The organism is Nonomuraea sp. NPDC005730 (assembly GCF_040630865.1).
In the GTDB taxonomy this organism is placed as follows: domain Bacteria; phylum Actinomycetota; class Actinomycetes; order Streptosporangiales; family Streptosporangiaceae; genus Nonomuraea.
Genome location: NZ_JBEXYK010000014.1, coordinates 12,489 through 38,283 on the forward strand (window position 1 = coordinate 12,489; position 25,795 = coordinate 38,283).

The 25,795-nt window shown below is 70.9% G+C and carries 18 protein-coding genes; 9 read left to right on the top strand and 9 right to left on the bottom strand.

The window, feature by feature from the left end:
- Window positions 1-62: 62 nt before the first annotated feature.
- Entirely contained in the window at window positions 63-1,235 is a 1,173-nt protein-coding gene (locus ABZ444_RS18965; RefSeq protein ID WP_357998159.1) for a pyridoxal phosphate-dependent aminotransferase, read from the top strand.
- A gap of 371 nt (window positions 1,236-1,606) precedes the next feature.
- On the opposite strand, the gene thrC is transcribed toward ABZ444_RS18965, so the two are convergent.
- Window positions 1,607-2,671 carry a threonine synthase gene (gene thrC, locus ABZ444_RS18970; RefSeq protein ID WP_357998162.1) on the bottom strand — a complete coding sequence of 355 codons (1,065 nt, stop codon included), beginning with the start codon at window positions 2,669-2,671 and terminating at the stop codon, window positions 1,607-1,609.
- A gap of 55 nt (window positions 2,672-2,726) precedes the next feature.
- Here thrC and ABZ444_RS18975 point away from each other — a divergent pair, with 55 nt between their 5' ends.
- Entirely contained in the window at window positions 2,727-3,539 is an 813-nt protein-coding gene (locus tag ABZ444_RS18975; RefSeq protein ID WP_357998165.1) for a MurR/RpiR family transcriptional regulator, read from the top strand.
- 96 nt (window positions 3,540-3,635) lie between these two features.
- On the opposite strand, the gene ABZ444_RS18980 is transcribed toward ABZ444_RS18975, so the two are convergent.
- Complete coding sequence (locus ABZ444_RS18980) at window positions 3,636-3,998, bottom strand: hypothetical protein (RefSeq protein ID WP_357998168.1); 363 nt, start codon at window positions 3,996-3,998, stop codon at window positions 3,636-3,638.
- Between the two features lie 467 nt (window positions 3,999-4,465).
- On the opposite strand from ABZ444_RS18980, the gene ABZ444_RS18985 reads away from it, so the two are divergent.
- The 3 genes from ABZ444_RS18985 to ABZ444_RS18995 all read left to right on the top strand — a co-directional run bounded on the left by ABZ444_RS18985 (window position 4,466) and on the right by ABZ444_RS18995 (window position 13,009).
- A complete protein-coding gene (locus ABZ444_RS18985) occupies window positions 4,466-12,013 on the top strand; it encodes a deaminase domain-containing protein (protein WP_357998171.1) in 7,548 nt (2,515 codons plus the stop codon).
- Complete coding sequence (locus ABZ444_RS18990) at window positions 12,003-12,653, top strand: hypothetical protein (RefSeq protein WP_357998174.1); 651 nt, start codon at window positions 12,003-12,005, stop codon at window positions 12,651-12,653. The genes ABZ444_RS18985 and ABZ444_RS18990 overlap by 11 nt, the downstream gene beginning before the upstream one ends.
- A 122-nt stretch (window positions 12,654-12,775) precedes the next feature.
- Window positions 12,776-13,009, top strand: coding sequence for a hypothetical protein (locus tag ABZ444_RS18995; protein WP_357998177.1), 234 nt, complete (start codon window positions 12,776-12,778; stop codon window positions 13,007-13,009).
- Window positions 13,010-13,126: 117 nt separating this feature from the next.
- Here the strand turns inward: ABZ444_RS18995 and ABZ444_RS19000 are convergent, their stop codons facing one another.
- The 4 genes from ABZ444_RS19000 to ABZ444_RS19015 form a co-directional block, all read right to left on the bottom strand.
- A complete protein-coding gene (locus tag ABZ444_RS19000; RefSeq protein ID WP_357998180.1) occupies window positions 13,127-14,599 on the bottom strand; it encodes an amidohydrolase family protein in 1,473 nt (490 codons plus the stop codon).
- Window positions 14,596-15,771, bottom strand: coding sequence for an MFS transporter (locus ABZ444_RS19005; RefSeq protein ID WP_357998183.1), 1,176 nt, complete (start codon window positions 15,769-15,771; stop codon window positions 14,596-14,598). The genes ABZ444_RS19000 and ABZ444_RS19005 overlap by 4 nt, the downstream gene beginning before the upstream one ends.
- A 315-nt stretch (window positions 15,772-16,086) precedes the next feature.
- A complete protein-coding gene (locus tag ABZ444_RS19010) occupies window positions 16,087-16,797 on the bottom strand; it encodes a response regulator transcription factor (RefSeq protein ID WP_357998186.1) in 711 nt (236 codons plus the stop codon).
- Complete coding sequence (locus tag ABZ444_RS19015; protein WP_357998188.1) at window positions 16,794-17,975, bottom strand: sensor histidine kinase; 1,182 nt, start codon at window positions 17,973-17,975, stop codon at window positions 16,794-16,796. Before ABZ444_RS19015 ends, ABZ444_RS19010 begins: the two co-directional genes overlap by 4 nt.
- A 222-nt stretch (window positions 17,976-18,197) precedes the next feature.
- On the opposite strand from ABZ444_RS19015, the gene ABZ444_RS19020 reads away from it, so the two are divergent.
- From ABZ444_RS19020 to ABZ444_RS19030, 3 genes are all read left to right on the top strand, one after another.
- On the top strand, window positions 18,198-20,423 hold the full coding sequence (locus ABZ444_RS19020; RefSeq protein ID WP_357998191.1) for an MMPL family transporter: 2,226 nt from the start codon (window positions 18,198-18,200) through the stop codon (window positions 20,421-20,423).
- Window positions 20,420-21,583 (top strand): serine hydrolase domain-containing protein, encoded by a 1,164-nt coding sequence (locus ABZ444_RS19025; RefSeq protein ID WP_357998194.1) that lies wholly within the window; start codon window positions 20,420-20,422, stop codon window positions 21,581-21,583. The genes ABZ444_RS19020 and ABZ444_RS19025 overlap by 4 nt, the downstream gene beginning before the upstream one ends.
- 317 nt (window positions 21,584-21,900) lie before the next feature.
- Entirely contained in the window at window positions 21,901-22,485 is a 585-nt protein-coding gene (locus ABZ444_RS19030; protein WP_357998197.1) for a DinB family protein, read from the top strand.
- Window positions 22,486-22,892: 407 nt separating this feature from the next.
- Here ABZ444_RS19030 and ABZ444_RS19035 read toward each other — a convergent pair whose 3' ends face one another.
- Together ABZ444_RS19035 and ABZ444_RS19040 are read right to left on the bottom strand one after the other, a co-directional pair.
- The gene (locus ABZ444_RS19035; protein WP_357998200.1) at window positions 22,893-23,183 is read right to left on the bottom strand and encodes a hypothetical protein; all 291 of its coding nucleotides are present in this window, start codon (window positions 23,181-23,183) and stop codon (window positions 22,893-22,895) included.
- A gap of 526 nt (window positions 23,184-23,709) precedes the next feature.
- On the bottom strand, window positions 23,710-24,009 hold the full coding sequence (locus ABZ444_RS19040) for a hypothetical protein (RefSeq protein WP_357998204.1): 300 nt from the start codon (window positions 24,007-24,009) through the stop codon (window positions 23,710-23,712).
- 506 nt (window positions 24,010-24,515) lie between these two features.
- Between ABZ444_RS19040 and ABZ444_RS19045 the strand changes: the two genes are divergently transcribed.
- Window positions 24,516-24,866, top strand: a complete 351-nt coding sequence (locus ABZ444_RS19045; RefSeq protein ID WP_357998207.1) for a hypothetical protein — start codon at window positions 24,516-24,518, stop codon at window positions 24,864-24,866.
- Window positions 24,867-25,117: 251 nt separating this feature from the next.
- Here ABZ444_RS19045 and ABZ444_RS19050 read toward each other — a convergent pair whose 3' ends face one another.
- Complete coding sequence (locus tag ABZ444_RS19050; protein WP_357998210.1) at window positions 25,118-25,711, bottom strand: hypothetical protein; 594 nt, start codon at window positions 25,709-25,711, stop codon at window positions 25,118-25,120.
- Between the last annotated feature and the right edge of the window lie 84 nt (window positions 25,712-25,795).

Sequence of the window (25,795 nt, forward strand, 5' to 3'; positions counted from 1 at the left end):
TCGTGCATCGGCTAGAGATATTTATTCTTGTTGTTGATATCTCAATGTGCCATGCTTCGTCCATGCAGCGACGCGCCTCGAACTCCTGGGTCCTTCCCGCCGCGAGCGACTTCCCGGCGCTGGGGGCGATGAGCACACGCGCCCGCGCGCAGCGCAGCGCACGCGAGGGCGTGCGGATGCTCCCGCTCGCGGGCGCCCCGATCCTGCCCATGCCCGAGCACGTACGGCGGGCGGTCGCGGGTGCGATGGACCGGCCCGACCCGCGCGACACCCGCGGCCTGCCGGAACTGCGCGCCGCGATAGCCGCCGAGCTGGAGCGCGAGCACGGCCTGCGCGTCGATCCCGAGCGCCGCCTGCTGATCACCCACGGAGCGATGCAGGGGCTCTCCCTCGTGCTGCGCACGGTGCTCGCGCCGGGCGACGAGGTGATCGTGCCGACGCCCACCTACTTCTTCGACGGCGCCGTCCGGGAGTCCGGCGCGACGCCCGTCGGCGTCCCGTCCCGCGAGAGCGACGGCTGGGCGCTCGACCTGGCCGGCCTGGAGGCCGCCGTCACGAGCCGCAGCCGGGCCGTGCTGCTGTGCAATCCGACCAACCCGACGGGCCATCTCCCCGACGCCGCCGCCCTCGCGGCCGTGGTCGACCTCGCCGCCCGCCACGGGCTCCTCGTCATCTCCGACGACTCATGGCAGCACTTCTCGTACGACGGCCGCCGCTACCACCCGGTGGAGGCGTTCGCCGATCGCTGGCCGCACCTGGTCACCGTCACCAGCCTCAGCAAGTACTACGCGCTGGCGAGCTGGCGGCTCGGCTACGTCCTGGCGCCGCCGCCGATCGTCGACGCGCTCCACCGCCGCTTCGAGTGGGAGGCGGTGTGCTGCGGATTGGTTCCGCAGCAGGCCGCCGTCGCCGCCCTCACCGGCCCGCGCGACTGGCTCGACCTGGCGCTCTCCACCTACCAGGCCAAACGCGACCTCGTCTGCGACGGCATCGCCGCGAGCGGCTTCCCGCCGCCCGTGCGGCCCACGGGCGGCGCCTTCCTGCTCGCCGACTGCTCACGCCTCGGTGAGACCCCGGCCGCCATCGACCGGGCACTCCTGCGGAACGGCATCGCGACCGTACGCGGCGCCGACATGCACGCTCCCGACACCCATGTCCGCATCACGTTCGGCTCGGACGAGCGAACGCTCGCCGAGCTGATCCACGCCCTCGGACGAGCCCACCAGGAGTCCTGAGGTGCGTGGACAAGCACGATGAGGCATAAGCGGGAGCATCGGGCGTCGGAACACGCCGCGATTCTGGCTTGCCGCGTCGCCGGCGACTCCAACAACACCGCGGCCTCGGCGGAGATCACCACGCACCGCCGCGCGGCACCCACAGACGGGATGTCCCCGCCCTCCCTGATGGACGAGCTTCCCCAGCCGCGGCACAACAGACAGCGACCGTTCAGAGATCAAAATCCGGGTTCAACGACCAGGATCTGGTGGCCCCAAAACAGCGGTGGTCGTCCCGATGGCCTTCACCGCCATTGCCGGCCCCCGTGGGCACGTGTTCGAAGCGACGTGCTGTGAAGATCAGCCAAAACCCCGCTGGGGCGCGCTTGGGATCAGGCGGCGAGGCCGAGGGCTTGGGCCACGGCCGAGGTGGCCGAACTGGTTTCCGTCGCGGTGTAGCCGCCGCGCAGGGAGGCGTCCTGGTCTTTCAGGCCGTTGCCGCTCAGCGTGACCACGATCCGTCGGCCCGGCGCGAGGTTGCCCCGGGCGTGCTGGTCGAGGAGGCCGGCGATCCCGGCGGCCGAGGCGGGCTCGGCGAAGACGCCGTCGCGCCGCGCGACCAGCTCGTACGCCTCGAAGATCTGCGCGTCGGTCACCGCGGCGATCAGCCCGCCGGACCGGTCGCGGGCGTCGAGCGCGCCGTCCCAGGTGGCCGGGCTGCCGATGCGGATCGCGCTCGCCGCGGTCTCGGGCTCGGCGACCGGCGTGCCGTGGACGAGCGGCGCGGCCCCCGCCGCCTGGAAGCCCCACATGCGCGGCGACCGCGTGGACAGGCCCTCCTGCTCGTAGACGCGGTAGCCGCCCCAGGTGGCGGTGATGTTGCCGCCGTTGCCGACCGGCAGGCAGTGGATGTCGGGCGCGTCGCCGAGCGCGTCCACGATCTCGTACGCGACCGTGCGCTGCCCCGCGAGCCGCAGCTCGTTGCCGACCGAGTTGACCAGCGCGATCGGGTGGTGGGCGGCGAGCTCGCGGGCGACGCGCAGGCAGTCGTCGAACGTGCCGCCGATCTCGACGATCCGTGCGCCGTAACGGACCGCCTGCCCCAGCTTGGCGAGCGCGACCCGCCCCTTCGGCACGAGCACGGCGGCCGTCAGCCCGGCGCGCGCGGCGTAGGCGGCGGCCGAGGCGCTGGTGTTGCCGGTGGAGGCGCACACGGCCAGCTCGGCCCCGGCCTCGGCGGCCCTGCTGATCGCCACGGTCATCCCGCGGTCCTTGAACGACCCCGTGGGATTGGCGCCCTCGACCTTCAGCCAGACCTCGCAGCCGGTCACCGCGGACAGGTGCGCCGAGCGCAGCAGCGGCGTGTTGCCCTCGTTGAGCGAGACGGCGGGCGTGTCGGGGGTGACCGGGAGCCAGCGCCGGTAGCCGCTGTCGATCAGTCCGTTCCAGGTACTCATACCGATGACCGTAACATTCGTTTCATGTGCTTCGCCACGTGTAACATTTGTCAGCATGGATGAGGATCCGGTGACGAGCCGGCTCAGTGCGGTCTACCCCGAGCTGCCACCGGGCGAGCGGGCCGTCGTGCGGGCGCTGCTCGACGACCACCCCTTCGCCGCGCTCGGCTCGCTGCGCGCGCTCGCCGAGCGTGCCGGGGTCAGCCCGCCGACCGCCTCCCGCCTGTTCGACCGGCTCGGGTACGCGGGATTCGCCGGGTTCCAGGCGGCCGTGCGCGACGGCGTCCGCGACCGGTCGCGCCTGCGCGAGTTCGCCGCCCGTCCGCCCGGCACCCAGCGGGCCGCCGAAGACCTGCGTGCCGGGCTCGACAGCACCCTCGCCGCCGTCACCGAGCCCCTGCTCGACGCCGTCGGCGACCTGCTGGCCGGGGCCGCGTCGGTCTGGGCGCTCGGCGGGCCGCTCAGCGAGCTGGCCGCCGAATACCTGATCAGGCAGCTCGCCGGCCTGCGTCCGGGGGCGCATCGGGTGCCCGACGCGGCGTCCGCGCGGGCCCGTACGCTGCTCGACCTGGGCGGTTCTGCGGCCGTGGTCGCGTACGACTTCCGGCGCTACTCCCCCGCGACGGCCCGCTTCACCGAGGCCGCGTGCGCCCGCGGGGCGCGGCTGGCGCTGATCACCGACGCCTGGGAGTCGCCGCTCGCGGCGCGGGCGGAGGTGCTGATCAGGCTGCCGCGCGAGGCCGCCGGTCCGATCGCGCCGCTGGCGCACCAGATCGCCGTCACCGAGCTGCTGCTGGTCGCCGTGGCGGCCCGCCTCGCCCCCGCCGGACGCCTGGCCGACCTCGACGCGCTCACCGAGATGTTGTGAACCGCTGCTTGGCCGGCGTGGTCGGTACTTCCGTCCGGTCACAGCGCCAGCGTCGGGCTCTCGTCCGGGCGATAGATGATCTGGCGCTCGTAGAGGTTAGAAGCAGTCCTTTCGGGGGGTGCGTCCCGAAGCCTCGATCTCGACGGTCTTGGTCTTGGAGCTGCCGGGGGTCGTGAGGATCATCGCGATGTGCAGCTTCTCGCCGGAACCAGTGCCGCTGCCGCTGCCGCAGACCGAGCGTGCCTGCTTGGTGAGATGGTGGAAGCGGTAGATGACCTTCTTCCAGTTCTTCTCCGGCGTCATGACCATCCACTCCTCCCCGTCGGTCTTCTCGGCCGTGCAGTGGCTGACGCCCTGGCAGGGGTGGGTGTACAGCTTGGCGGACGCCTCGGCGGGGTGGGTCAGCAGCGCTCCCGTGACTGCCGCAGCCACCAGGCCCAGGACGAAGGTCTTCATCATGTCCACTTAGATGTTCGCGGCGAACTCAAGGTTCGGACGGTCTGGGCTTGGCAGCCGACACCCAGGCCACCTGGCACAGCCTCACCCTCTGGGCGGGGCGGGCGGGGGGCGCGGTCGCCGGACACGACGGCGACTGGGGACAGCCTCCTCGAAGGCCGGCATGGCCGTCGACGGCACGTGTACGCGCCGGCCTCCGGGCAACAAGCGTCTGCACAAAGCCCTCCCCCTGCTCAAACAAGCGATCCGAGCCCTGGCCCATGACACCGACCTACGGGACGACCCGCTCTGGGTGGCCGACTAGGCCGGTTTCGTCCTTGAATCACTCGACCCCGTCGGGTACAACACGGGTAGTGCACGCCGCATGAAGCGCCGTGATGAGGAGAGCACCCATGGCAGAGGGTGCACCATCGAGGTCGATCAGGTCCTGCCTGGCCGGGGCCGTATTACTGTTGCTCGCGGTCAACCTGGTGAGCGAGCCACCGAGGCTGGCCCCGGCGGCCGTGGCCGGCCGGGACGAGGTGGTGTCCGACCCGAACGGCTCGGACACCATGACAGCGGTGCAGGTCCCCTTCCGCGGCACCGTGGCGGCGACCGGCCAGCTGGCCAGTACGGTCGCGCTGGAGATGCCGCCGATGCGTGGGCTGGAGCCGGCCCTCTCGCTCGCTTACGGCTCGGACGGGATCAACGGTTGGCTGGGCACCGGGTGGCGGCTGCAGGGCACCGGTGAGGTGCGGCGGGCCTCGGCCTGGCTCGGCGTGCCCGCGTACGACTCCTCGGATGTCTTCCTGCTCGACGGCGAGCCGCTGGTCCCCTGTGGGGCGGCCACCGCAAGCCCGGGCTGTCGCAACCCGAGCGCATCCGGAGTCGAGTCGTACGCCACCTCCAGGGACTCCTACACCCGCATCGAGCACCTGCCCGGCGGCGACGGCGGCCGCTGGCAGCAGTGGGACAAGGCCGGCGTGTTACGAGTCTTCGAGCCGGCCACCCCCGAACTGTGGCACCTGTCGTCCGTGGCGGACCCGCTCGGCAACCGGGTGGAGTTCCGCTACCGGCAACTCGACGACGGCACTCAGTACCTGGATGCCATCGAGTACGGCCAGGCCCGGATCGTCTTCCACTCGGAGCCGCGACCGGACCGGATCACCCAGGCGACCGGCACCGGCGTGACGACCACCGGCTACCGGCTGCGCACCGTCGAGATGACCGTCGCCGGCCACCTGGCCCGGGCCTACGCGCTCGGTTACCGCGTCCATCAGGGCTCGCACCGCTCGGTGCTGGCCACCATCCAGCAGTACGGCACGGACGCTGTCATCACCAAGGGCCGGGTCACCGGCGGCACCTCACTGCCCCCGGTGCATCTGACGTACGCCGACGACGCGCGGCAGCCGTGGCCGCGCGCCCAGAAGGAGACCGGTCTGCCCGCCGTGCCGGCCGCCACCGGCCCGGTCTTCGGCGGTGCCAAGCAGCGCCTGGATCGTCCCACCGGGGCGGAGGCGTTCCTCACCGGCGACGCGGACGGCGACGGCCGCAGCGACGCCATGCTGCCGACGCTGTGGAGCAAAGGCGGATTCCTGGACGACTTCACGCTCAACCTGGCGGTGCAGTACGCCGACGGCCGCCGGTTCGTGCAGTCCCTGCCCTTCCCCGAGAAGCAGGAGTGGTTCCCCAACGAGCAGCCGTTCGACGGCCGCGACCACCTGGCCCGGTTCTTCGCCGCGGACGTCACTGCGGACGGACGCACGGACATCATCGTGCTCGCCTGGGATTCCCTCGACCCGGACAACCGCTGGGGTGAGCTGCGGCTCAAGCTGAACGTGCTGGTTTCGGTGCCCGGCGGCGGCTTCCGGTGGGCCCGCACCACATTCCAGTCCACGCTCTGGGTGACCACCGTGATCTCCGGCCCGCAGGGGCCGGAGTGCCAGGTCGCCGACCTGAACGCCGACCTGGCCGCGGACATCGTCTGCACCCACGAGCGGGTCGCGCTGGGCTTGCAATACCTCGGCACCGGGCTGTCGTCGCGCAACGGCGAGTTCGACGTCGGCCGGGCACCGATGGCGATCACTGAGCCGCTGCCGGTGGGCGCGAGCCTGCCCTTCCCCCGGGAGGTCCGCTCCACCTCGACCGGCGACGCCGACGCCGACGGCATGGACGACGTGCTCCTGCTCGACCTGCGCCCGGCCGACCTGACCACGTGCGCCCGCGATCACCCGGGCGCCCCAGCCGACTGCAGCATCCACTACGACGTGGTGGCCCTGCTGTCCGATGGGTCCGGCGGCTTCGCGCCGCGCCGCACCGAGACGACCTGGGAACGCCCCAGCGGCCTGAGGACCACGCCGCAGCTGTTCGCCGCCGAAGTGGACGGTGACGGCCGGGCCGATGTGCTGGTGCTGCCCGGCGCCGCAGAGAAGACCGGCACCCGGGTCCGTGGAGTGTGGAGCGTGGTGGATCTGACCCGGCCGGATGCCCGCACCCAAGTGCAGGCGGCTCCCGCCGCGCTCGCCGACCGGGACGTGGATCTCACCGTGGGTGACGCCAACGGTGACGGCCTGAGCGACCTGCTGGTGATGACCTCGCTGCCGCCGGGCACCGGCCGCGACTGCACACCGAGCACGGACATCCGCCCGGTGCTGACCCGGGTCCTGGCCCGGGACGACGGCACGCTGCGGTTGCCCTCCCGCTGGGACGACTGCCGTCTGGCCCAAGTAGTCGACCATCCGTGGAGTCAGCTCAGAGCGACCAGCAACGTGCAGGCCGCCGACGCGGACGGCGACGGCCTGGCCGACTACCTGCTCGCCTTCATGTCGTTGGCCGGCGGCAACGACCAGGTGGACGTGGAAATCCTGGATGCCCGCTCGCCCGACCCGGGGGTCCAGACCAACCGGTGGACGCCCGCGGACGTCACCGGCGACGGGCGGGACGACCTGGTCCGGGTGGTCAGCTCGGGCGACGGAGCGGTGCTGCACCTGCGGCAGCGGCAGGCGGACGGCGAATACGCCACGCTGCCCCCGTACGACCTGGGCGGCGGCTGGGCCAACCGGTCGGCGCGCAGTTGGAAGTACACCGACGCCGACGGCGACGGCGACGTGGACCTGGTCCACCTGGACGCGCCCAGCACTGGGGGCGTCCCGGGTGACGTGCGGCTGGACACCTTCCTGTCGCAGGGCACCGGCACCTTTCGGCGCACCGATCCGGTCGCCCTGCCCGGCACCGCAGCGGCGGGCGACCTGACCGGGTGGCGGCTGCTCGACCAGAACGGCGACGGGCTGGCGGACCTGGTGCATCTGCAACCCACGTCCAGTGTGGGCCTGACGGTGCGGACCGTGCTGGCCGGCACCGACGGGGTGTGGCGCCCGCAGCAGCCGGCCGGCCCCTACCCGCCGCTGTTCGCGGCGGACACGCTCAACTGGCAGGTCACCGACATCAACCGGGACGGCCGCGGCGACCTGGTCCGGGTGGTGAACCGGCGCACCGAGATCGGGATCGAGGTCCTGCTGGCCGCCGGCACCGGCTGGATCGAACGACCATCCACGGTGCTCAAGCTCGGCCGGCACGGCTGGCCCGCCGCGCTCGGTGACAGCGCCAACTGGCACGCCGCCGACGTCGACGGGGACGGCGCGGCCGACCTGGTCCACCTGGCCCGCGGCGCCCGGGGCCCGCGCATCCACACGTTGCTCGCCGCGGGCGACGGACGGACCTGGGTCGTCCGCAGGGCCGCCCCGGAACTGGCCGCGCCGGTCGATGCCGACCTGCTGGCGGAGCCCGCCCGGTACGTGGTGGCCGACGTCAACGGCGACAGCCGCGCCGACCTGGTCCACATCGCCTCCCCTGGCCTCTTCTCCCGGATGGACGTCCTGCTCGCCACGGACAGCGCAGCCGACGACCCGAACCGGCCGGCGTGGACACCGGTCGACGACGTGAACCTGGATCCGGCGCCGGCGGCGCAGTCCCGGCCGTCGTGGATCCCGGCCGACAGCGACGGGGACGGCACGTCCAACCTGGTCCGGGTAGACGTGGTGACCCGGTTCGGGGCCACTCATCTGGTCGTCTCCGAGGTCCGCCCGCGTCTGGGGCGGGATGTGCTGACCGTGCAGGAGATCGCCGGCGGGCGCACCGAGATCGAATACCGGCCGTCGACCGGGTTCGGCCCATTCCCCGGCGTCTCCTGCCGGCTGCCGCACGCTGTCGGCACGCAGGTGGTGGCCGCGGTGGTCACCCGTGACGGGCGCGGGCAGGACGAGACCGTCCGGTACGCGTACAGCTGTCCCCGCTGGTCCCCGGTCCGTCGTGCGCTGCTCGGCTGGACCGACGTGGTCGCCACCCACGCCGCCGACGCGCACCGTCCGCAGTACACGGTCACGATCCGCTATCAGGCGGAGGACGCCTGCGGCGCCCGGCAGATGGACAGCCACACCCGCGACGCCCAGGGACGTTTCACCGGCGTCCGGTCGATCACCGGATACGCGCCGCCGGGCCCGGTGGCCCCGTTCACCTGCCGCATCGACCATGTCAACGAGCTGGCGTACGGTGCGAGCGGCACGGCCCGCAACCGTGCTACCTCCCTGGACTATGACGACTTCGGCAACGTCGTACGGATCCTCGACCTGGGCAACCCGCAGGATCCGGCCGACGACCGGCTGACACTGCGCTCCTACCGTCCCGAGACCGGCCGTTACCTGGTCGGGCTGCCCTGGTTCGAACAGCGGCTGGACGGCGCGCAGCCGGCCGCGCAGCCGCTGCGGACCACCTACTTCTGCTACGACGGCGACAACGGCACCGCGGCTGCCAACTGCTCCGGCCGGCCCAGCCGGGGCCTGCTGACGGCCGTGCAGATGCCCGACGACAAGGGGCTTTACGTCAGCAGCACCTACCAGTACGACGACTATGGCAACCAACTCGTCGCCAAGAACCCCCGCGGCGCCGGGACCGTCCTCTTCTTCGACACCACCCTGCACCGCTACCCGGTGACCGCCTGCAACGCCCTGTCCCGGTGCAGCACCCTGGCCTGGGACACCGCGCTGGACCGGCTCACCGGCATCACCGGCCCGGACGGTGAGACCATCTCCCTGAAGTACGACGTGCACGGGCGAACGGAGCGGATCAGTTATCCGGACGGCTCCCGGATCGACCGGTCCTACCCTGCTGGGGGCAACCCCCAGCAGCAGCGGATCCGCGAGGTGCGGACCGACGGCACCGCGGACGGCCTCTGGTACGAGACCTACTTCGACGGGCTGGGCCGCACCTACCGGGAGCGGGCAGAGGGCGACGCGGCCGGCGTGGTGTTCGAGCGCCAGACCCGGTACGCCGGCGCCTCGGGGCTGCCCTACCAACAGTCCGACTGGTTCCGTTCCGGCGACCAGCCGCCGCTGGAGACCTACCGGTACGACGCCGCCGGCCGGCCCGAGCAGCTCACCCACTCAGACGGCACGACCCGGACCTGGTCCTACGGTGCGACCGCGGCGACCAGCTGGGTGACCGCGATCGGCGAGAGCGGCCGCAGCCGGCAGACCCATCAGGACGTCTACGGCCGTACCGTGCAGGTCCGCGACGGAAACGGTCCGCAGCCGGACGACGCCCGCATCTCCTACCGGTACGACCCGGTCGACCAGGTCCGTGCGGCGATTGATGCGAACGGCAACACCACTGTGTACGACTGGGATCTCCTGGGTCAGCTCACCTCGATCACCGATCCGGATCTCGGGACCCGCCGCAGCGGCTACGACCTGGCCGGGAACGTGACCTCTCGAACCGACGCGCGCGGCCGGGTCACGACCTTCACCTACGACCCGCTGAACCGGATGACCAGCCGGACCGACCCGACGAAGAGCGTGGCGACCTGGCGTTACGACGAAGCGGGGCATGGCTCGGCGATGGGCCGGCCGACATCGGTCCTCGACCCGTCCGGCGCGGGCTGCCCAGGCGGCGTGTCCGATTCCTTCCGGTACGGACATATGGGTCTGCTGGTCGAGCACACGAAGTGCGTCGGCGGCGACTCGCGCACGTTCGGTTACGGCTACGGGCCGCGAGGCCGGCTCAGCACCATCACCTATCCGGACGGGGAGAAGGTCCACTACACCTACGACACGGCGGGCCGACCGGACACGCTCGCCGGGTATGTGGAGTCCTTGACCTACGACGCCGGCGGCCGGCCGCTGCGGGCCGAGTACGCGAACGGCACGGTCACCGAGTACGGATACGGCGTTCGCGGATGGCTCAGCACCGTGACCACCCGCAAAGACGCGACGACCCTCCTGGACCTGACCTACACCTACCTGCCGGACGGCCAGTTGGACACGTTCCGGTCCGGCACCAACAGCGGTGACGCCAACTACCGCTACGACCCTCTGGGGCGCCTCCGTGAGGTGCAGGGCGACCTGGCGCAGACCTACCAGCATGACCCGACGGGCAACATGCTCGCCAAGTCCGACGTGGGCACCTACCAATATCCGCCGCAGGGACCGACGGGCTGCGGCGGCACGGCCTGCGCGCATCCGCACAGCCCGGACCGGGCCGGCGACTGGCAGCTGAAGTACGACGCCAACGGCAACCTCTCGATGATGACCGACGCGCAGGGCCGCAACCGTTCCATCGACTGGACCTTCGACGGGATGCCCGAGACGGTCAACGACCTCGACGGATCGGTCACCCGCAACCTGTACGACGCGGACGGCCGGCTCGTGGAACGCACCGGCGACCATGGACGGACCCGCTACTACGACCCCCTCGCGTCCCGCGGGCCGGCCGGTGACCTGAGCAAGACGTACGAGATCGGCGGCATGCCCGTCGCCCGCCGTGATGGCGGCGGCACGACCTGGCTGCACGCCGACCGGTACGGCTCGGTCCGCGCCGTCTCCACCCTCGGCGGCACGGTCGCAGCCCGCTACGACTACCAGCCCTACGGCGCCCCGCTCACGTCGACCACCGCCGGGCCGGTCTTCGCCGGCGGCGACGTGCAACCCGGCACCGGCCTGGTCCACCTGGGCGCCCGGTTCCTCGACCCCACGCTGGGCCTGTTCACCGCGCCGGACACGATCGTGCCTGACCCGCAGAACACCCAGGCGCTGCAACGGTACGCCTACGCCTACGGCAATCCGGCCCGCTACATCGACCCGGGAGGCCACCAGGGCGCCGACATCACCATCACCTACCAGCAGGGCGACACCGTGCAGCCCGGCGTGGACGTGCTGCGCTGGCCGCTGGGCCCGTTCCCGCCGCAGGCGCCGCCGGTGGACCCGCAGGCCCTGCGCACCACGGCCCGCGCTCCCGGACAGGTGTGCAGCGCTTGCTACGGCGACAAGCGCACCTACGCCACGGCCCCGTACACGCAGCTTCCCGGACCGGACCTGTCGCCGACGCTGCGAGAGCTGGTCCAGGCCGGCATCTCGCCGTTCGACCTGCTGCCCGGCGACGCCACCCTGGAGACCCTCGTCAAAGAGGGCATCATGCCGTACAACACGCTGACCCCGGTCACCACCGGTCTGGTGCCCAAAGGCATCCCGGAGGACTTCGCGCTTCAGCTCTACGCCGGGATGACCAAAATCCTGGCGTTGCAGACGCTCAAGGCCGGCGTCTACGAGGTGGTCTACTCCGTCGCGCAGGCGGCAGCCGTGCCCCGGGGCATCAACCCGTACTTCGCCCAGATGGACCGCGCGACCCAGATGGCCCGCGCCGGATACGGGCTCAGCGCCGGCCGCAACATCGCGGTCGCCCGGCTGACGGTCAACGGCGAGACGACCGAGCTGATCGCCGTCTCCGGTTTCCCGCGGGCCGGCACCGTCGGCGACGCGGTCAACCCGGTGTTCAACCCGACCTTCGCCCGGGGCTTCCTGCGCAACGCCGACTCCGAGTACCGGCTGCTGGAGGCAGCAGCCGCCCGGATCGGCGCGAACCGTGCTGCGCAGGGCGAACTGGTCCTCTACTCCGACTTCGCCTACTGCGGGTCATGTCTGGGCGTCGTCAAGCAGTTCCAGGCGCGCTATCCCGGCATCATCGTCCGATTGGTGGGACATGGGCACTGAGACCTTCGTACCGAAGCGGAACGGCCGCATGCTGCTGCTGGTGGCGGCCCTGGTCGGCGCCCTGCCATCCAGCGCCTGCTCCGACCATCCGGCCCCGCAACCGCCGCCCGCCTCGACCCCACCGGTCGCCACGATCTGTGAGCCACTCGACACCTTGGCGCCCGGTACGGTGGTCCGCAACGGGCCGCCGCCCAGCAACAGCTTCCAGCCGCCCACGATGGACCTCGCCGCGCACCCGTTCACCTTCCGCAACGGCACGACCACCAACAACGGCGAGGCGCGCGCCGAAACCGGCGGCCGGGCCGGCGGTTCCGGTGGCGAGATCCGGCTCAACAACATCGTCCTGTCAGTGAGCCGCGGCTCCGGGCAGACCCTGCACCTGATCCGCTTCAGCTTCGGCGAGTACGGCGGCAGCCTCGACGTCCGGGTCAACAACGCCACGATCACCGCCGAGAACTTCATCGACCTCAACAACACCACGGTGGGCGGGGTGAGCGTCACCGTACTCAGCGGTGGCCTCGGCAACGACCGGGGACTGGTCGAATTCCAGGGGCCTTTGCCCGACCAGAGCAACGCGTTCGGGCAGCTCGCCGTCGGCGGCCAGGAGCTGTGGATCGACGACATCTGCGTGGAGCAGTGAGGGGGTAGGCCGTGACCAGGAACAGCATCGGGCTGGGTACCGTACTGCGGGTGCTCACCACCGGTCTGGGCATCCGAACCTGCGCCGGTTGCCGGCGACGGGCGGCCCTTTTGGACCGGTGGGTGCGACTGCCGACCGGCCGCGGGCGCCGCGGCCGGTCCGCCGACGGCGACTGCTGGCGGTTCAACGGCTCCTGCACCGGCTTCGGGTCGCGCCAGTGCGTCTCCGGCCCGGAGCGTCAGGAGCCGGACGCCGCCATCATCGAGCAGTGCTGTGGCGGCTGGTTCCAGTACCCGTGGATCGAGGTCTGCCCAGGCGAACCGGCCCGTACCGGCTGCGGCTTCTGCTTCTGGTGACGCGCCACGCGAACCTGCCAAGTACAGGACCAGCCATTATGCCGAGCCTGCAGGCGAGTGGCACGCCGGCCCTGAAACGGCGGTCCGGGGTGTCGACCAGACGCCCCGGACCGGGCATCAGGCTCTGACAGCGCGCCCGGGCAGGGCGGTCGGCAACAGATGCTCGTCACGGACCACGAACCGGCCGCCGACAAGGACGTGAACGAACCCGGAGGAATGCCTGACCGTATCGGTGTAGGTGGCACGGTCGCTGACGGTCTCGGGGGCGAAAACGGTCAGGTCGGCGTCGCAGCCCGCCTGAACACGGCCCTTGCGCCGCATCGCCGGAACACCCGAGCCCACCACGTCGGCGGGGACGAGCGTGCACCGGCGCACAGCCTCGGGCAGCGACAGGACCGCGTTCTCCCGGACGAGCCTGCGCAGCGTCCGGCCGTAGGTGCCGGCCGTACGAGGGTGGGTGACGGCGCCGGGCCCGAGCGGCCAGGAGAGCGGGTCGGGCGCCCCCGAGCGCCACAGGAGGGGGACGGCATCGGTGGCGACAGCGGCGTCGGTGAAGGTGAGGGCCCGCTGGATGTAGTCGAACTGAGCGGGGTCATCCTCGTCGAGCAGGTGGACGAAAGCCGCCGAGCCGGGTTCGCTCTCGCGGATTCGACGCAGGGTGTCGGCGTCGGGGATACGGCCCTCGGCACCGAGCAGGCCGATGGAGTGCGGGGTCAGCCCGCGCCGGTGAAGGAGCTCCGGGGCGAGGAAGGCCGCGCCGACGCCGGTCATGCCCGCGCCGTAGGGGTAGGCCTCGGTAGTGACGCGCGAGCCTTCGGCGCGGACCTTCTCCACCAGGCCGAGCACGCGGTCGACATGGCGGATGGAGGTGCTGTTGACGTGGCAGTAGTGCATGTGCGCGCCGGTCTCGGCGGCGGCGCGGACGACCTCCTCGGCGCCGTCGACGGGAGTGGTGGGATCCATCTCGACAAGTTCGCGGGCGTGGGTGTACGTGGGCAGGCCGACGCGGGCGGCGAGGGCGGCCACGGCGAGGTACTCGGAGGGATCGACGCGGGGCGCGTAGCCGACGAGGATGCCGATGCCGAGCGCGCCATCGCCGAGGTCGCGCTCCAGCATGCCGACGATGCGGTCGATGACATTCCGCGGAGCGGCGCGCTGCCATTCCTCGCGGCCGATGTTGGCGAGGAAGTCATCCTTCAGGTCGCCGCTGGTGTCGAGGCCGAGGAGGACGGACATACGGGCCACGGCCCAGGAGGTGGCGAAGCCGTAGTTGAGTGGCCTGCCCTCGATCTCGGCCCTGCGGTAGGCGGCGGCGACCGGGTAGGCGCCCGCCTCTAGTTCCAGGACGGTGGTGACGCCGTCGAGCGCCTGCAGGCGGTGGCCGGCGACGTCCATGCTGTGGCTGTGCAGGTCGATGAAGCCCGGACTGACGACCAGGCCGGTCGCGTCGACGGTGGTGACGCCGTCGAGCGGCTGGTCGGAGACGGCCTGGATGACCCCGCCGTTGACGCCGACGTCGCGTACGGCGTCCAGGCCGGTCTCGGGGTCGATGACCCGGCCGCGGGTGAGGACCAGATCGTATGGCGTCACGCGAGCTCCTTCGTTCCGAGGCTGAACTGTGCAGGGCGCTGGGGCACGATCAACGCGATCAGCGCGCCGAGGACGGTGGTGGCGATGAGCAGGCCGAAAGCAGCGGTGTAGGAGAACGTGTCGACCAGGAAGCCCATGAGGACGGGGGCGAGGACGCCGGCGATCTGGCCGCCGACGTTGACGACGCCCATGCCGGATCCGATGAAGGCGGGCGGCAGGGCGCGCACGGGCATGCCGAGGATGCCCATCGTGGAAAGGCCCGCCACGCCCATGGCGAGGGTCTGGTAGACGGTGAACCCGACAGCGGAGTCAGCCATCAGCATGAGCACCAGGAGCACGGCGGTGACCAGGAGCAGGGGGATGACGTAGAGCCGGGCCCTGTCGTGGAAGAAGCGGTCGAACAGCCAGCCGCCGAGGAAGGCGGTCGCGCACGCGACCAGGCCGGGGATGGCGGACATGACACCGGTGTTGATGAGGGAGATGCCGCGCTCCTCCAGCAGGTAGCTGGGCACCCAGGTGATCAGGCCGTAGCCGAGCATGTTGGTGGTGCAGAAGAGGGCGGCGAACTTCCAGACCGATGGCGAGCGCATGACGGCGCCGAGGCTGGTCCCCTCGTCCTGAACGACGTCGGAGCCGTTGAGGTGGGCGGGCAGCGCCTTGGGCAGCAGCTTCCAGAGCAGCACGCCGATGGCGACGCCGGCGGCGGCGGTGACCCAGAAGGTGTGACGCCAGCCGAGGGCGAGGATGAGCGGCGCGACGAGGAGCGGGGCGACGCCGGCACCGAGCTGGTTGGAGGCGAGCATGGCGCCGGCGGCGGTGGCGCGGACGGCGGGGGTGGTGCGTTCCGCGATGGCCTTGAAGGACGCGCCGGGAAAGAGGCCCTGGCCGACGCCGAAGAGAGCACGGATGACGAGGAGGGAGGCCAGGCCCCAGGCGATACCGGTGAGGGCGGTGAAGACCGACCAGAGCAGTAGAGAGACCATGAGTTGGCGGCGGGCGCCGAACTTGTCGGCGAGGATGCCACCCGGCACCTGGCACAGCAGATAGACCAGGGAGAAGGCGGTGATCAGCCAGCCTTGCTCGGTCTTGGTGAGCGCGAACTCCTGGCCGATGAACGGCAACGCGACGGCCATCATCACCCGATCGACATAGTCGATCACCCAGACGCCCATGAGCAGACCGACAGTGATGGTAGCCGTCTTACGTACTTGCGCGGGCGCCAAGGTGTGGGTGCCTTCGGCGAGTCCCATTCACAGGCCTCCAGAGCTAGATCAATGTTCCAGCAACCCTCCATCACCTCGCCCGGGAGTGCTTCGTGCGGGAACATGAAGTCGGGACCGTCGGCGGTGCGATTGCACCAAGATCTATCCACACGCGCTCGGTGGCAGCCGGATTGGTCATGGTGCTCGAAGCACAGCGAAGGGCCCTCAGCGCGGCTCCCGGCGTCCGACCAACCCACGGCCCCGACCGGACCATGGAGGACGGGACTAACCCGGCTGTTCGCCGCCCTCGGTCGCCACCCGCGCCGTGACCAGCCCTGACTCGTAGGCCACGATGACCGCCTGGGCGCGGTCGCGGACGGAGAGCTTGTCGAAGATGCTGGTGATGTAGTTCTTGACGGTGGACAGGCTGAGGTCGAGGACGCGGGCGATCTCGGTGTTGTCCAGGCCGGTGGCCATCAGGCGCCATACCTCGACCTCGCGGGGCGTGAGTTCGCCCAGGCCCGTGGGGTTCGGCCGGCTGCCGTGGGGCGCCCGCACGTAGGTGGAGATCAGCCGGGTGAGCAGGCGCGGCGCGACGGCGGCGTCGCCGGCGTGAACGGTGCGGATCGCCGCGCTCAGTTCCTCCGGGGAGCTGTCTTTGGGCAGGAACCCGAAGGCTCCGGCTCGCAGGGCGCCCACGAGGTACTCGTCCATGTCGAAGGTGCTGAGCGCCAGGACCCGGCTGCCGGGCACGGTGGCGGCGAGTTCCCTGGTCGCGGCGACGCCGTCGAGGACGGGCATCCGGATGTCCATCACCACGACGTCGGGGCGCAGTTGGCGGGCGAGGGTGACGGCCTGCGCGCCGTTCTCGGCCTCTCCCACCACCTCGATGGACGGGTCGGGAGAGAGAATCAGCGACAGTCCGCGGCGTACCAGCGGCTGGTCGTCCACGATCAGCACCCTGATCCTCGGCAGCGTCGGCCCGGTCCCGGTCATCGGCGCGCCCCCTCGTGCTGGACGGCCGCCTCGGCGGCCTCGTCCGTGGTCAGCGGCAGGTCGGCCACCACAGCGAACCCCCCGTCGGCCTGCGGGCCGACGGTGAGGGTGCCGCCGTGCAGGGCGACGCGCTCGCGCATGCCGATCAGGCCGTAACCGCCCGAGCCCACCGACGACGCCCCCTCCTGCGGCAGTGTGCCCCCGCCGTCGTCTCGCACCTCGATGGTGACCCGGTCCTGACCGTACGTCAGCCGCACGGAAGCGCGGGCCGGCCCCGCGTGCCTGCGGGCGTTGGTGAGAGCCTCCTGGGCGATCCTGAACACCGTGAGGCCGACGGTCGGCGGCAACGGCCGCCGCTGCCCGTGGACGCCGAAGTCCGTCGGCAGTCCGGCCAGGCGGGATTCCTCGACCAGGCGGCCGAGGTCGTCGGCGCCGGGCTGGGGCTGGGCGGGCGCGGTCTCCGGCTCGTCGCCGTCCCGCAGCACGTCGAGGAGCTGGCGCATCTCGCGCAGCGCGAGCCGCCCGGAGGACTCCAGGGCGACGAGGGCCTCCCTGACCACCTCCGGTTCCGCGACGTTGGCACGGGCGCCGCCGGCCATCAGCTGCATGGTGGTGATGTGGTGGGCCACGATGTCGTGCAACTCCCGTGCGATACGACGCCGCTCGTCGGCCACCGCGCGGTCGGCGAGGAGTCTGCGGTTGGCCGCCACCTCTGCCTGCCAGCGGTTGACCGCCATGGCGGTGCCGACGACGATCAGGGCGGTGAGGGGCGGGACGACGGCGTCCTGCCACGGCGGGACGTCCCCGATGTTCTGGCTCAGCAGGGTCAGCGATACCGTCGCGGCGGCCGCGATCGCCGTGACCCGGCCGGGGCGGGCCCTGGCGACCGCGTACAGGGCGACCACCAGGACGGCGCCGAAATGCCTGGGCAGCGGCACGATCAGGGTGGCCGCGGTATCGAGCACCAGGACGACGGCGAGCGCCGCCACCGGATGGCGGCGCCGGGCGAGCAATGGCAGGGCCGCGAGCGCGACGAAGAGAAACCCCGCCACGCTCACGGCGTGGCGGCCGTCGGGGGCGTTGAAGAACGCGTAGCTGAGCAGGTTCATCACGCACGCCCCGCCGGCGACGAGCGCGTCGCTGCGGGCCCACGGCAGCTCCCGGGCGTTGTTCGACAATGCTGTTCCCCCGTATCCGGCCTTACGGCCCCCCGGAACAGGGTTACACAGCGGCGGCGATGGCCAGGCCGGGACCAGGACCACGGTCCTGGTCCCCGAGAGGTGGAAGGACCCAGGGCCTCGGTGCGAATCATCCGCTACCAGGAGGTTTACCGCTTCTGCGGCTGATGGTCTGGATATCGGCCGGGAGCTCCCGGCCGACGCCGTCCGCCGGAGGAGATCGTGATCCGTGCCCTGACCGGGTACTCCACCAGACACCCATGGAAGGTCATCGCCCTCTGGGCGGTGCTGGGTGTCGTACTGAGCGCCTTGACCCCGATGCTGTTCGACCGCGTCACCCAGAACCAGGCCGGCGACTTCCTGCCCCGGAGCTACGACTCGGCCGCCGCGCTGCGCATCGCCAAGGAGCGGTTCGGGGTGAACCCCGACGCCACCACGGTGACGGTGCTGGTCGCCCGGTCCGACGGCAAGGACCTCAGCGCCGCCGACCGGCAGCGCGTCGAGGTCGAGGCCGCGAAGCTGGCCAAGCGCCGGGTGATCATGCCCAGGGAGGACGACGGCCCCCAGCGGTTCCTGATCCCGGACCGCTCCCAGACGCCCCGGATCGCCCCGGCGATGACGGCGCCCGACCGGAGCTTCCAACTGCTCTCCGTCGAGCTGATCGGCAACCGCGGGGACAAGGGCGTCCAGGACGTCTACCGGACCTTCCGGGACTCAGCCAGGACTCAGTTCTCCGAGGCGGGGATGCGTACCGGCTTCGCCGGAGCGCTGGCCGAGACCGTGGACACCGTCGACTCCCGCAAGACCGTCACGACGGTCGGGAGCGGGCTCATCGTGGGGCTCATCGTCCTGATCAACGTGCTGGTGTTCCGTAGCGTGCTGGCGGCCCTGCTGCCGCTGCTGGCGGTCGCCATGATCGGCTTCGTGGCGGCGGGAGCCGTCGCGGGCGCCGCGATGCTCACCGGGCTCAAGCTCGACGCGGGCACCCCGGGCCTCATCAACGTGGTCCTGCTCGGCATCGGCATCGACTACCTGTTGTTCCTGCTGTTCCGCTACCGCGAGCAGTTGCGTACCCGGCCCGAGCAGTCCGCCCGCGAGGTGGCCGCGCAGGTCTCCGGCCGGGTCGGCACCGCGATCACCTCGGCGGCGTTGACCATCGTGGCCGCGTTCGCCGCCCTCGGTCTCGCGACCTTCGGGCAGTTCCGCTCGATGGGCCCCGCGATCGCCGTCGCGGTCGTGGTGATGATGGTCGGCAGCCTCACGCTCCTGCCGGCGCTGCTCGCCGCTGCCGGGCGCAAGATGTTCTGGCCCTCCCGTACGGCTCTGCGTCCCGAGACCGGTGAGGGCCGGGCCGCCCGCCTGGGTGCGCTGGTCACGCGCCGGCCGCTGATGATGCTGACCGCCGCCATCGGCCTGCTCGCCGCACTGGCCGCCGGGCTGATCGGCATCCGCATGGACTATGGCCAGGGCGGCTCCGGCGCCCGGACCCCCGCGGCGGCCACCGCGGCCGAGATCTCCCGTACGCTGCCGGCCGGCGTGTCCGACCCGACGAGCGTCTTCATCACCGCCAAGGACGGCGGCACCCTCACTGCCGGCCGGCTCGACGGCCTCTCCCGAGCGCTCACCCAGGTCAAGGGCGTAGGCCAGATCGCACCGACCGTCCTGAACAAGGACCACCGTGCCGCCCGCATCGACCTCTACCCGACCGCGGACCCGCGGAGCCGGCAGGCCCGCGACCTGGCCGTCGGACCGATTCGGGCCACGGTCGCCCAGCACACGCCTGCCGGGATCACGGCCCACGTGGGCGGGACGCCCGCCATCGTCGCCGACATCTCGACCGCGGTCGACCACGACCTGAAGATCGTGTTCCCGGTCGCGGCCGCGCTGATCGCGCTGATCCTCCTGCTGCTCCTGCGCAGCCTGCTCGCTCCGGTGATCCTGCTGCTCTCCGTCGGGCTCGGCTTCGCCGCGACTCTCGGCGCAGCCGGGCTGCTGTTCCAGCACGTCATCGGCGAGCCTGGCGTCGGCTTCACGCTTCCGCTCGTGCTGTTCCTGTTCGTCGTGGCGCTGGGGACCGACTACAACATCCTGATCGCCGACCGCATCCGGGAGGAGATGCGGCGATCGGGTACGGCTCGCGCCGCCGTGGCCCGCGCCGTACGGCACACCGCGCCGGCCATCGCCACGGCCGGCCTGGTGCTGGCCGCCTCTTTCGCCGGCCTCGGCACGTCGCCGGGCAACGAGCAGATCGCCTTCGCGATGACGCTCGGCATCCTGCTCTCCGCGCTCGTCGTGTCACTGGTCCTGGTGCCCGCCCTGGCCGCGCTGCTCGGCCGGGCCATCTGGTGGCCGCTGAGCCCACGACCCGCCGCAGGCGGCCATCGCACCGGACCTTTCGAGTCCCACCCGACTGCTACGGCGGTCGTATCTGCCGGGAGGCAAGAATGATGAAGAGGAATCCGATCAACCACCGCATCCACGCGATCGGTGCGTCAGCGGTCACGGCCGCGGCGGTCGTCACACTCGCGGCGGGCCCGGCCCACGCCACGTCCGGCTACGACCGGGCGGCCCTGCAGCGGGATCTGGCCGCGATCCACGACGCCGGCACGCTGGGGGTGCAGGCGCGGGTGGTCTCTCCCGCCGGTGACCTGTCCGCGGCAGCCGGTACGGCGGTGCGTGGCCGTACCGTGCCGATCCCGCTCGACGGGCACTTCCGGATGGGCAGCAACACGAAGACCTTCGTGGCCACCGTGATCTTGCAGCTGGCGGCGGAGGGCCGCCTGTCCCTCGGCGACAGCGTCGAACGGTGGCTGCCCGGACTGGTGCGCGGCAACGGCAACGACGGGCGCGCCATCACCGTCAGGCACCTGCTCCAGCACACCAGCGGCCTGCACGACTCCGTAGGCGACATCGAGATGAAGATGCGCACCGAGCAGGGCTACCGCGCCTACCGGTTCCTCCGCATGTCCCCGCGCAAGCTGGTCGCTCTCAGCGTGGGTCGGCGCCCGCTCTTCTCCCCCGGCGCCCGCTGGAGCTACTCCAACATCAACTACATCCTGGCCGGGATGATCGTCGAGAAGGCCACTGGTAACTCCTGGCGCGATGAGGTGACCGACCGGATCGTCACGCCGCTGCGGCTACGCGAGACGACGCTGCCCGGTGACGCCTCGCGGCTGCCCAAGCCGCACCCCCAGAGCTACACCGAGGACGCCAAGACCGGCCGGCCCTTCCGCGCCACGGTGCTCAGCCTCGGCTGGGCCGGCCCGGCGGGCGAGGCCGTCACCACCACCGGCGACCTGGGCAGGTTCTGGCGAGCGTTGCTGGGCGGCCGGCTCCTGACGCCACGTCAGCTCAAGAAGATGACCACCACGGTCCCCGTCGGCGCGCCCGGCAGGGAATTCGGCCTGGGCATGGCCAAGCAGCGGCTGAGCTGCGGGATCACGGCATGGTCGCATCCCGGTGGCACGCCCGGGTTCATCACCGACAACGCCGTCACCGAGGATGGCCGCACCAGCGTGATCGTCTCCCGCACCACCTACCCCGGTACTCCAGCCCAAGGCCAGGCCACCGCCCGCCTGATCGACAACGCGCTCTGCGCCAACCGCTGATCACTCCGGTGCGGCGGCCACGGGCGGCCGCCGCACCCGATGGGGCCTTCCGCTCGGGTCCGTGCGATGAGCCCCGAAGTGGAGCCTTGGCGTAGGGCACAGAGGGTGACGGCTGAGATGCCCGACCGCGAGGGGTTACACCGTTGTTCCTGCACTCCCCTCGATCCCTCGTGGAAGGGCTTGTCCTCCCACATCCGGCGTTGTCTTCCGTGAGGATCTCGGCAAGCAGTGTGGCTGTGAGCGATGGCCGGCGGAGCCGATGACTCCATGCAGCTCGCGACCCCGAGCACCGGCGCAGCCTGACAGGATCGTGACCCATGATTGACGATTTCGCGAAAGACAACCTGCACGAGAGACTGCGACGGGACCGCAAGGCGCTGCTCTGGAAACTCGACGGCTTGTCCGAATACGACGCCCGCCGACCTTTGACAGTGACCGGGACCAACCTCCTCGGCCTGGTCAAACACCTGGCCACCGTCGAGGCCAGGTACTTCGGCGAGGTCTTCGACCGCCCTTCCCCGGAACCGCTGCCCCGATGGCAGGACTCCAACGGCAGCGATCTGTGGGCGACCGAGGACGAGACCCGCGATCAGATCATCGGGTTCTACCGGCGCACGTGGGAACACTCGGACGCGACGATCAACGAGCTTCCCCTCGACGCCCCCGGCCACGTGCCGTGGTGGCCGGAGTCAACGCCGGCCTGGCACATGAACCTGTTCGCCATCATGGTCCATGTCCTCTGCGAGTCCACCCGGCATGCCGGGCACGCCGACATCCTGCGCGAGGGCCTCGACGGCCGGGCCGGGTTGCGCGCCGAACACGAGCAGCAGATCGACGAGGAAGCCCGTGCAGCCTACTGCGCGAAGATCGAGCAGGCCGCCAGGACGGCCCGCACCGATTAGGGCTCAACCTACATCGCGCCACCGTGGCCGCGCCCTTGGCGGGGCCACGGTTCACCTCCGCCCCCACCATCAGCCCCTCACCCCACCCGATTTCGGGGAAGGCGTCCTCGTCGCGCGGGTCCGTCCCGACCCGGCGCGATCGACGGACGTCCTCGGCCGAGGACAATGCTGCTCACAGCCACTCCGTTCAGAGGCTTCTCGCGCGGTCCCGGCACGGACTCATGGACGATGATTTCCTTCGGGCCGTGCCATTGCATGAGCCCCCGCCGCCCGCCGGCGCTCCCGCTGACTTCACCCTCAGGAAGGGCACTGATCGGGGCTCATGACCCTCGAACGTACTTCGTCACAGCGCCGTCAACGACTGATTGACGATCCGTTCGCCGAGCCGGCGATCCCGAGCCCGGTAATCAGGGCAGATTCGAGCGCTGTCGCCGGCCACGAAGTCTCTCCAGCGCGGCCGCGACCTCATTGACCTGCTCAGGGTTCCGGGTGCTCCACACGGAGACCTCGTTGAACCATCGGTTCCAGACCGCGCCCACAGCCTCGGCTGTGATCTCTTCCTCACCGCACACCAGCGCGGTCAGATCATGCACTTCAGAGTCGTACTCGTCCTCGGGAGCCCCCGCGCCTAACAGACCTTCTGGGTCGTACTGATTGATCAGCACACGGACAGCGGCGGCCATCTGATCATCCCTCATGCCTCCAGCATGCCCCAGCACCTGCGGGCCTTCCCCTTACTTGCCGAAGCGGGCCAAACTCGTCCACACACCCCACTCGGCCGTCGCCGGGCGGGGTGTCGTAGGGGGCCAGGATCCGGTGCATCTTGGCGATGAAGTCGAGGTCGTTCGATGACTTCCAGGTCGTGGTCGTTTGCGAGCAGCCGTGGCTCGTGCCTCGATGGTCGCGAGACAGCGCCTGCAGCATGTCTCCGTAGCGGCTCCGGGTGAGGATGCCTTCCAGATGACGTGGTAGCCGGCGTTCAGGGTGTGACGGCACATCGCGTCGAGCAGCCCGATGCTCACGCCGTTCGCCTTGCCGTGCTCGCGCGGGATCTCCCGCCGTACGACGTCCTGACCGATGAGGGCCACGCCGCGCTGACCATATGCTTCCCGCACGGTACGGGCCACGGTGGTTGGCCGTAGGACGCGATGCGGCCCCCGTCCGATCCGTGAGGAGCGAGCGGGGGCTCATCGTTGTCGATGGTGTATCGGGGAGCGGGCGGGCTCAGACGGTGGCGGCCAGCCAGCCGATGGTCTCGCGGGCGTGCAATCCGTCGCTCTTCGTGGCGCCGGCGAGGATCTCGTTGATGCGGATCCGGAAACCGTGCGGGGTCACGTCCGCGATCCTGAGGCCGGGGGTCTCGGGGCCGTTGAAGGTTTGCACGAAGGGGATGACGATCACACGTGACCCGGCAGGGAACGGGGTCGGGAACGTCACTTGGGTGAAGGTGGAGGTGTCACCGCCGGTGGTGGCCACTGGATGGGTGGAATCCAGGTCGAGGACACCGGTCTGGATCATGCTCATGCATGGCTCCTTCTTGGGGCGAGAAATGGGGCGGCGGGGTGCGCGCCATGTGATCCAATCTCGACGCCAACTACCGAATGTACTCGTAATGACACAGAGAGTGATGTGACGTGGCGGTGAGGAAGGCATGCCTCTATAACGCGGCTTTCTCCGTCCGCCGGCATCGGGAACGGCGCCAGGTGGCAGGGGCGTCCTCGCATCAGCCCGCGCCACTGCCGCAGATCCCGCTCGACGACCCGCGCGTGCCGGCCCTGACCATCTCTGCCGCGCCGATCTCCGCGGCGAAGACGGCCGGCACCGTGGAGACCTTCTCCTCCGACAGGTAGGCCGGGGCGATCTCCAGGCAGATCTGCCCGATCTCGGCGGCGCCCGTGTGCAGCTGCTCTCAGGACGGTCGCTTGAGCAAGCCAGAGCAAGGGAGACCGCTTCACGGATCCTCAACCCGACCTCAACAAGGCCCGGCCTAGCTTCACTCCTACAGCGCATTCACGAGCGAAGGAGATGACATGAAGGCCATCGCAAAGTTCGGCACCGCAGTCGTGGCGGGTACGTTCGCCCTGGTGCTCGCGGGCGGGACGGCGCAAGCGGCAACCCCGCCCCTGGCCCCCGCGGCGACTTCCAGCGCCGCCGGGGCCATGAGCAGCCCGCCGACCCCCAACATCAAGTGGTTGTGCAACAAGCCGATCGTGAGGAAGTTCATCCCCCAGTGCAGCAGAGGCAGGGGCTGGACCCCGGAGGGGCTCAGGAAGGCGCGATGCGTGCTGGGGCACGGGCCCTTCGTGGGCTGGACGGGCATGCCGAAGCTCACGTGGTGGCTGCACAAGTGCTATGAGAAAGACGAGTGGAAGAAGTGGTGACGCCGGGATCCCAGCCGCACATCGCCCGCATCGCGATGGCCCGTTTCTGCCCTATTCGGTGCCACCCCAAGAACCGCCTGTAGCTCCTCGCCGCCCGCCTCCGGCATCGCGTCCTCGCTCCAGCCCTCCGGCCGGGGCCCCGGCGAGCGGTCGGGGCGGGCGGCACCGACATGCGGGCCGGCATCCAGGCAGCCCTCGCCCCCGGCCCGCCCGGTGCTGAGGCATGCGGTGCCGTACGAACGGCGGCAGGGTCAGGTGGCCAGGCCGTCCTCTCTCAGCCGGACCGCGAGTTCCAGCTTCGTGTACGCCGGGCGCCCGGCCTTGCGGTACTTCTCCTTGACACGTTCCAGGTAGTTCTTGGCGGTTCCCGGCCGCACTCCGGCGCTGCGCGCCGCCGCGGCGAGCGTCATTCCGGAGGCGTAGGCGAGCAGCACCGCGTGCTCCTGAGGGGACAGGACGGGACGGACGCATTCCCGCCCGGTCGGGTGGTCCGCCGCCGGGCCGGACGGACAGGCCATCTTCTCCTCGGCCAGCTCCCTGACCTTGGACAGCAGGGTCTTCAGTCTGTGGTTCTTGGTGAGGTATCCGCCGGCTCCCGCCTCGATCATCCGCCTGGCCAGGTTGCTGCCGGGCATCGCGCTGACCACCAGCACCCGCCGCTGCCGCAGGACCAGCGCGCACACGTTCTCGACCGGGTCGGAGCCGTCGGCGAGCCGCGCCTCGAGCAGCACCACGTCGGCCGGGGACGGCTCGGTCCTGAGCAGCTCGGCGACGGAGGCGGCCCATCCGGTCAGCCGTACGTCGGGAACGTCCGCCAGCCAGGCGGCCAGCCCGTCGATGAGCATCTGGTCATCATCTACCGCAGAAACGGTGATCACGCCTGTCTATCTCATATCCCCCATCTGTCGTCAAGTGCGCAGTTATGAGGC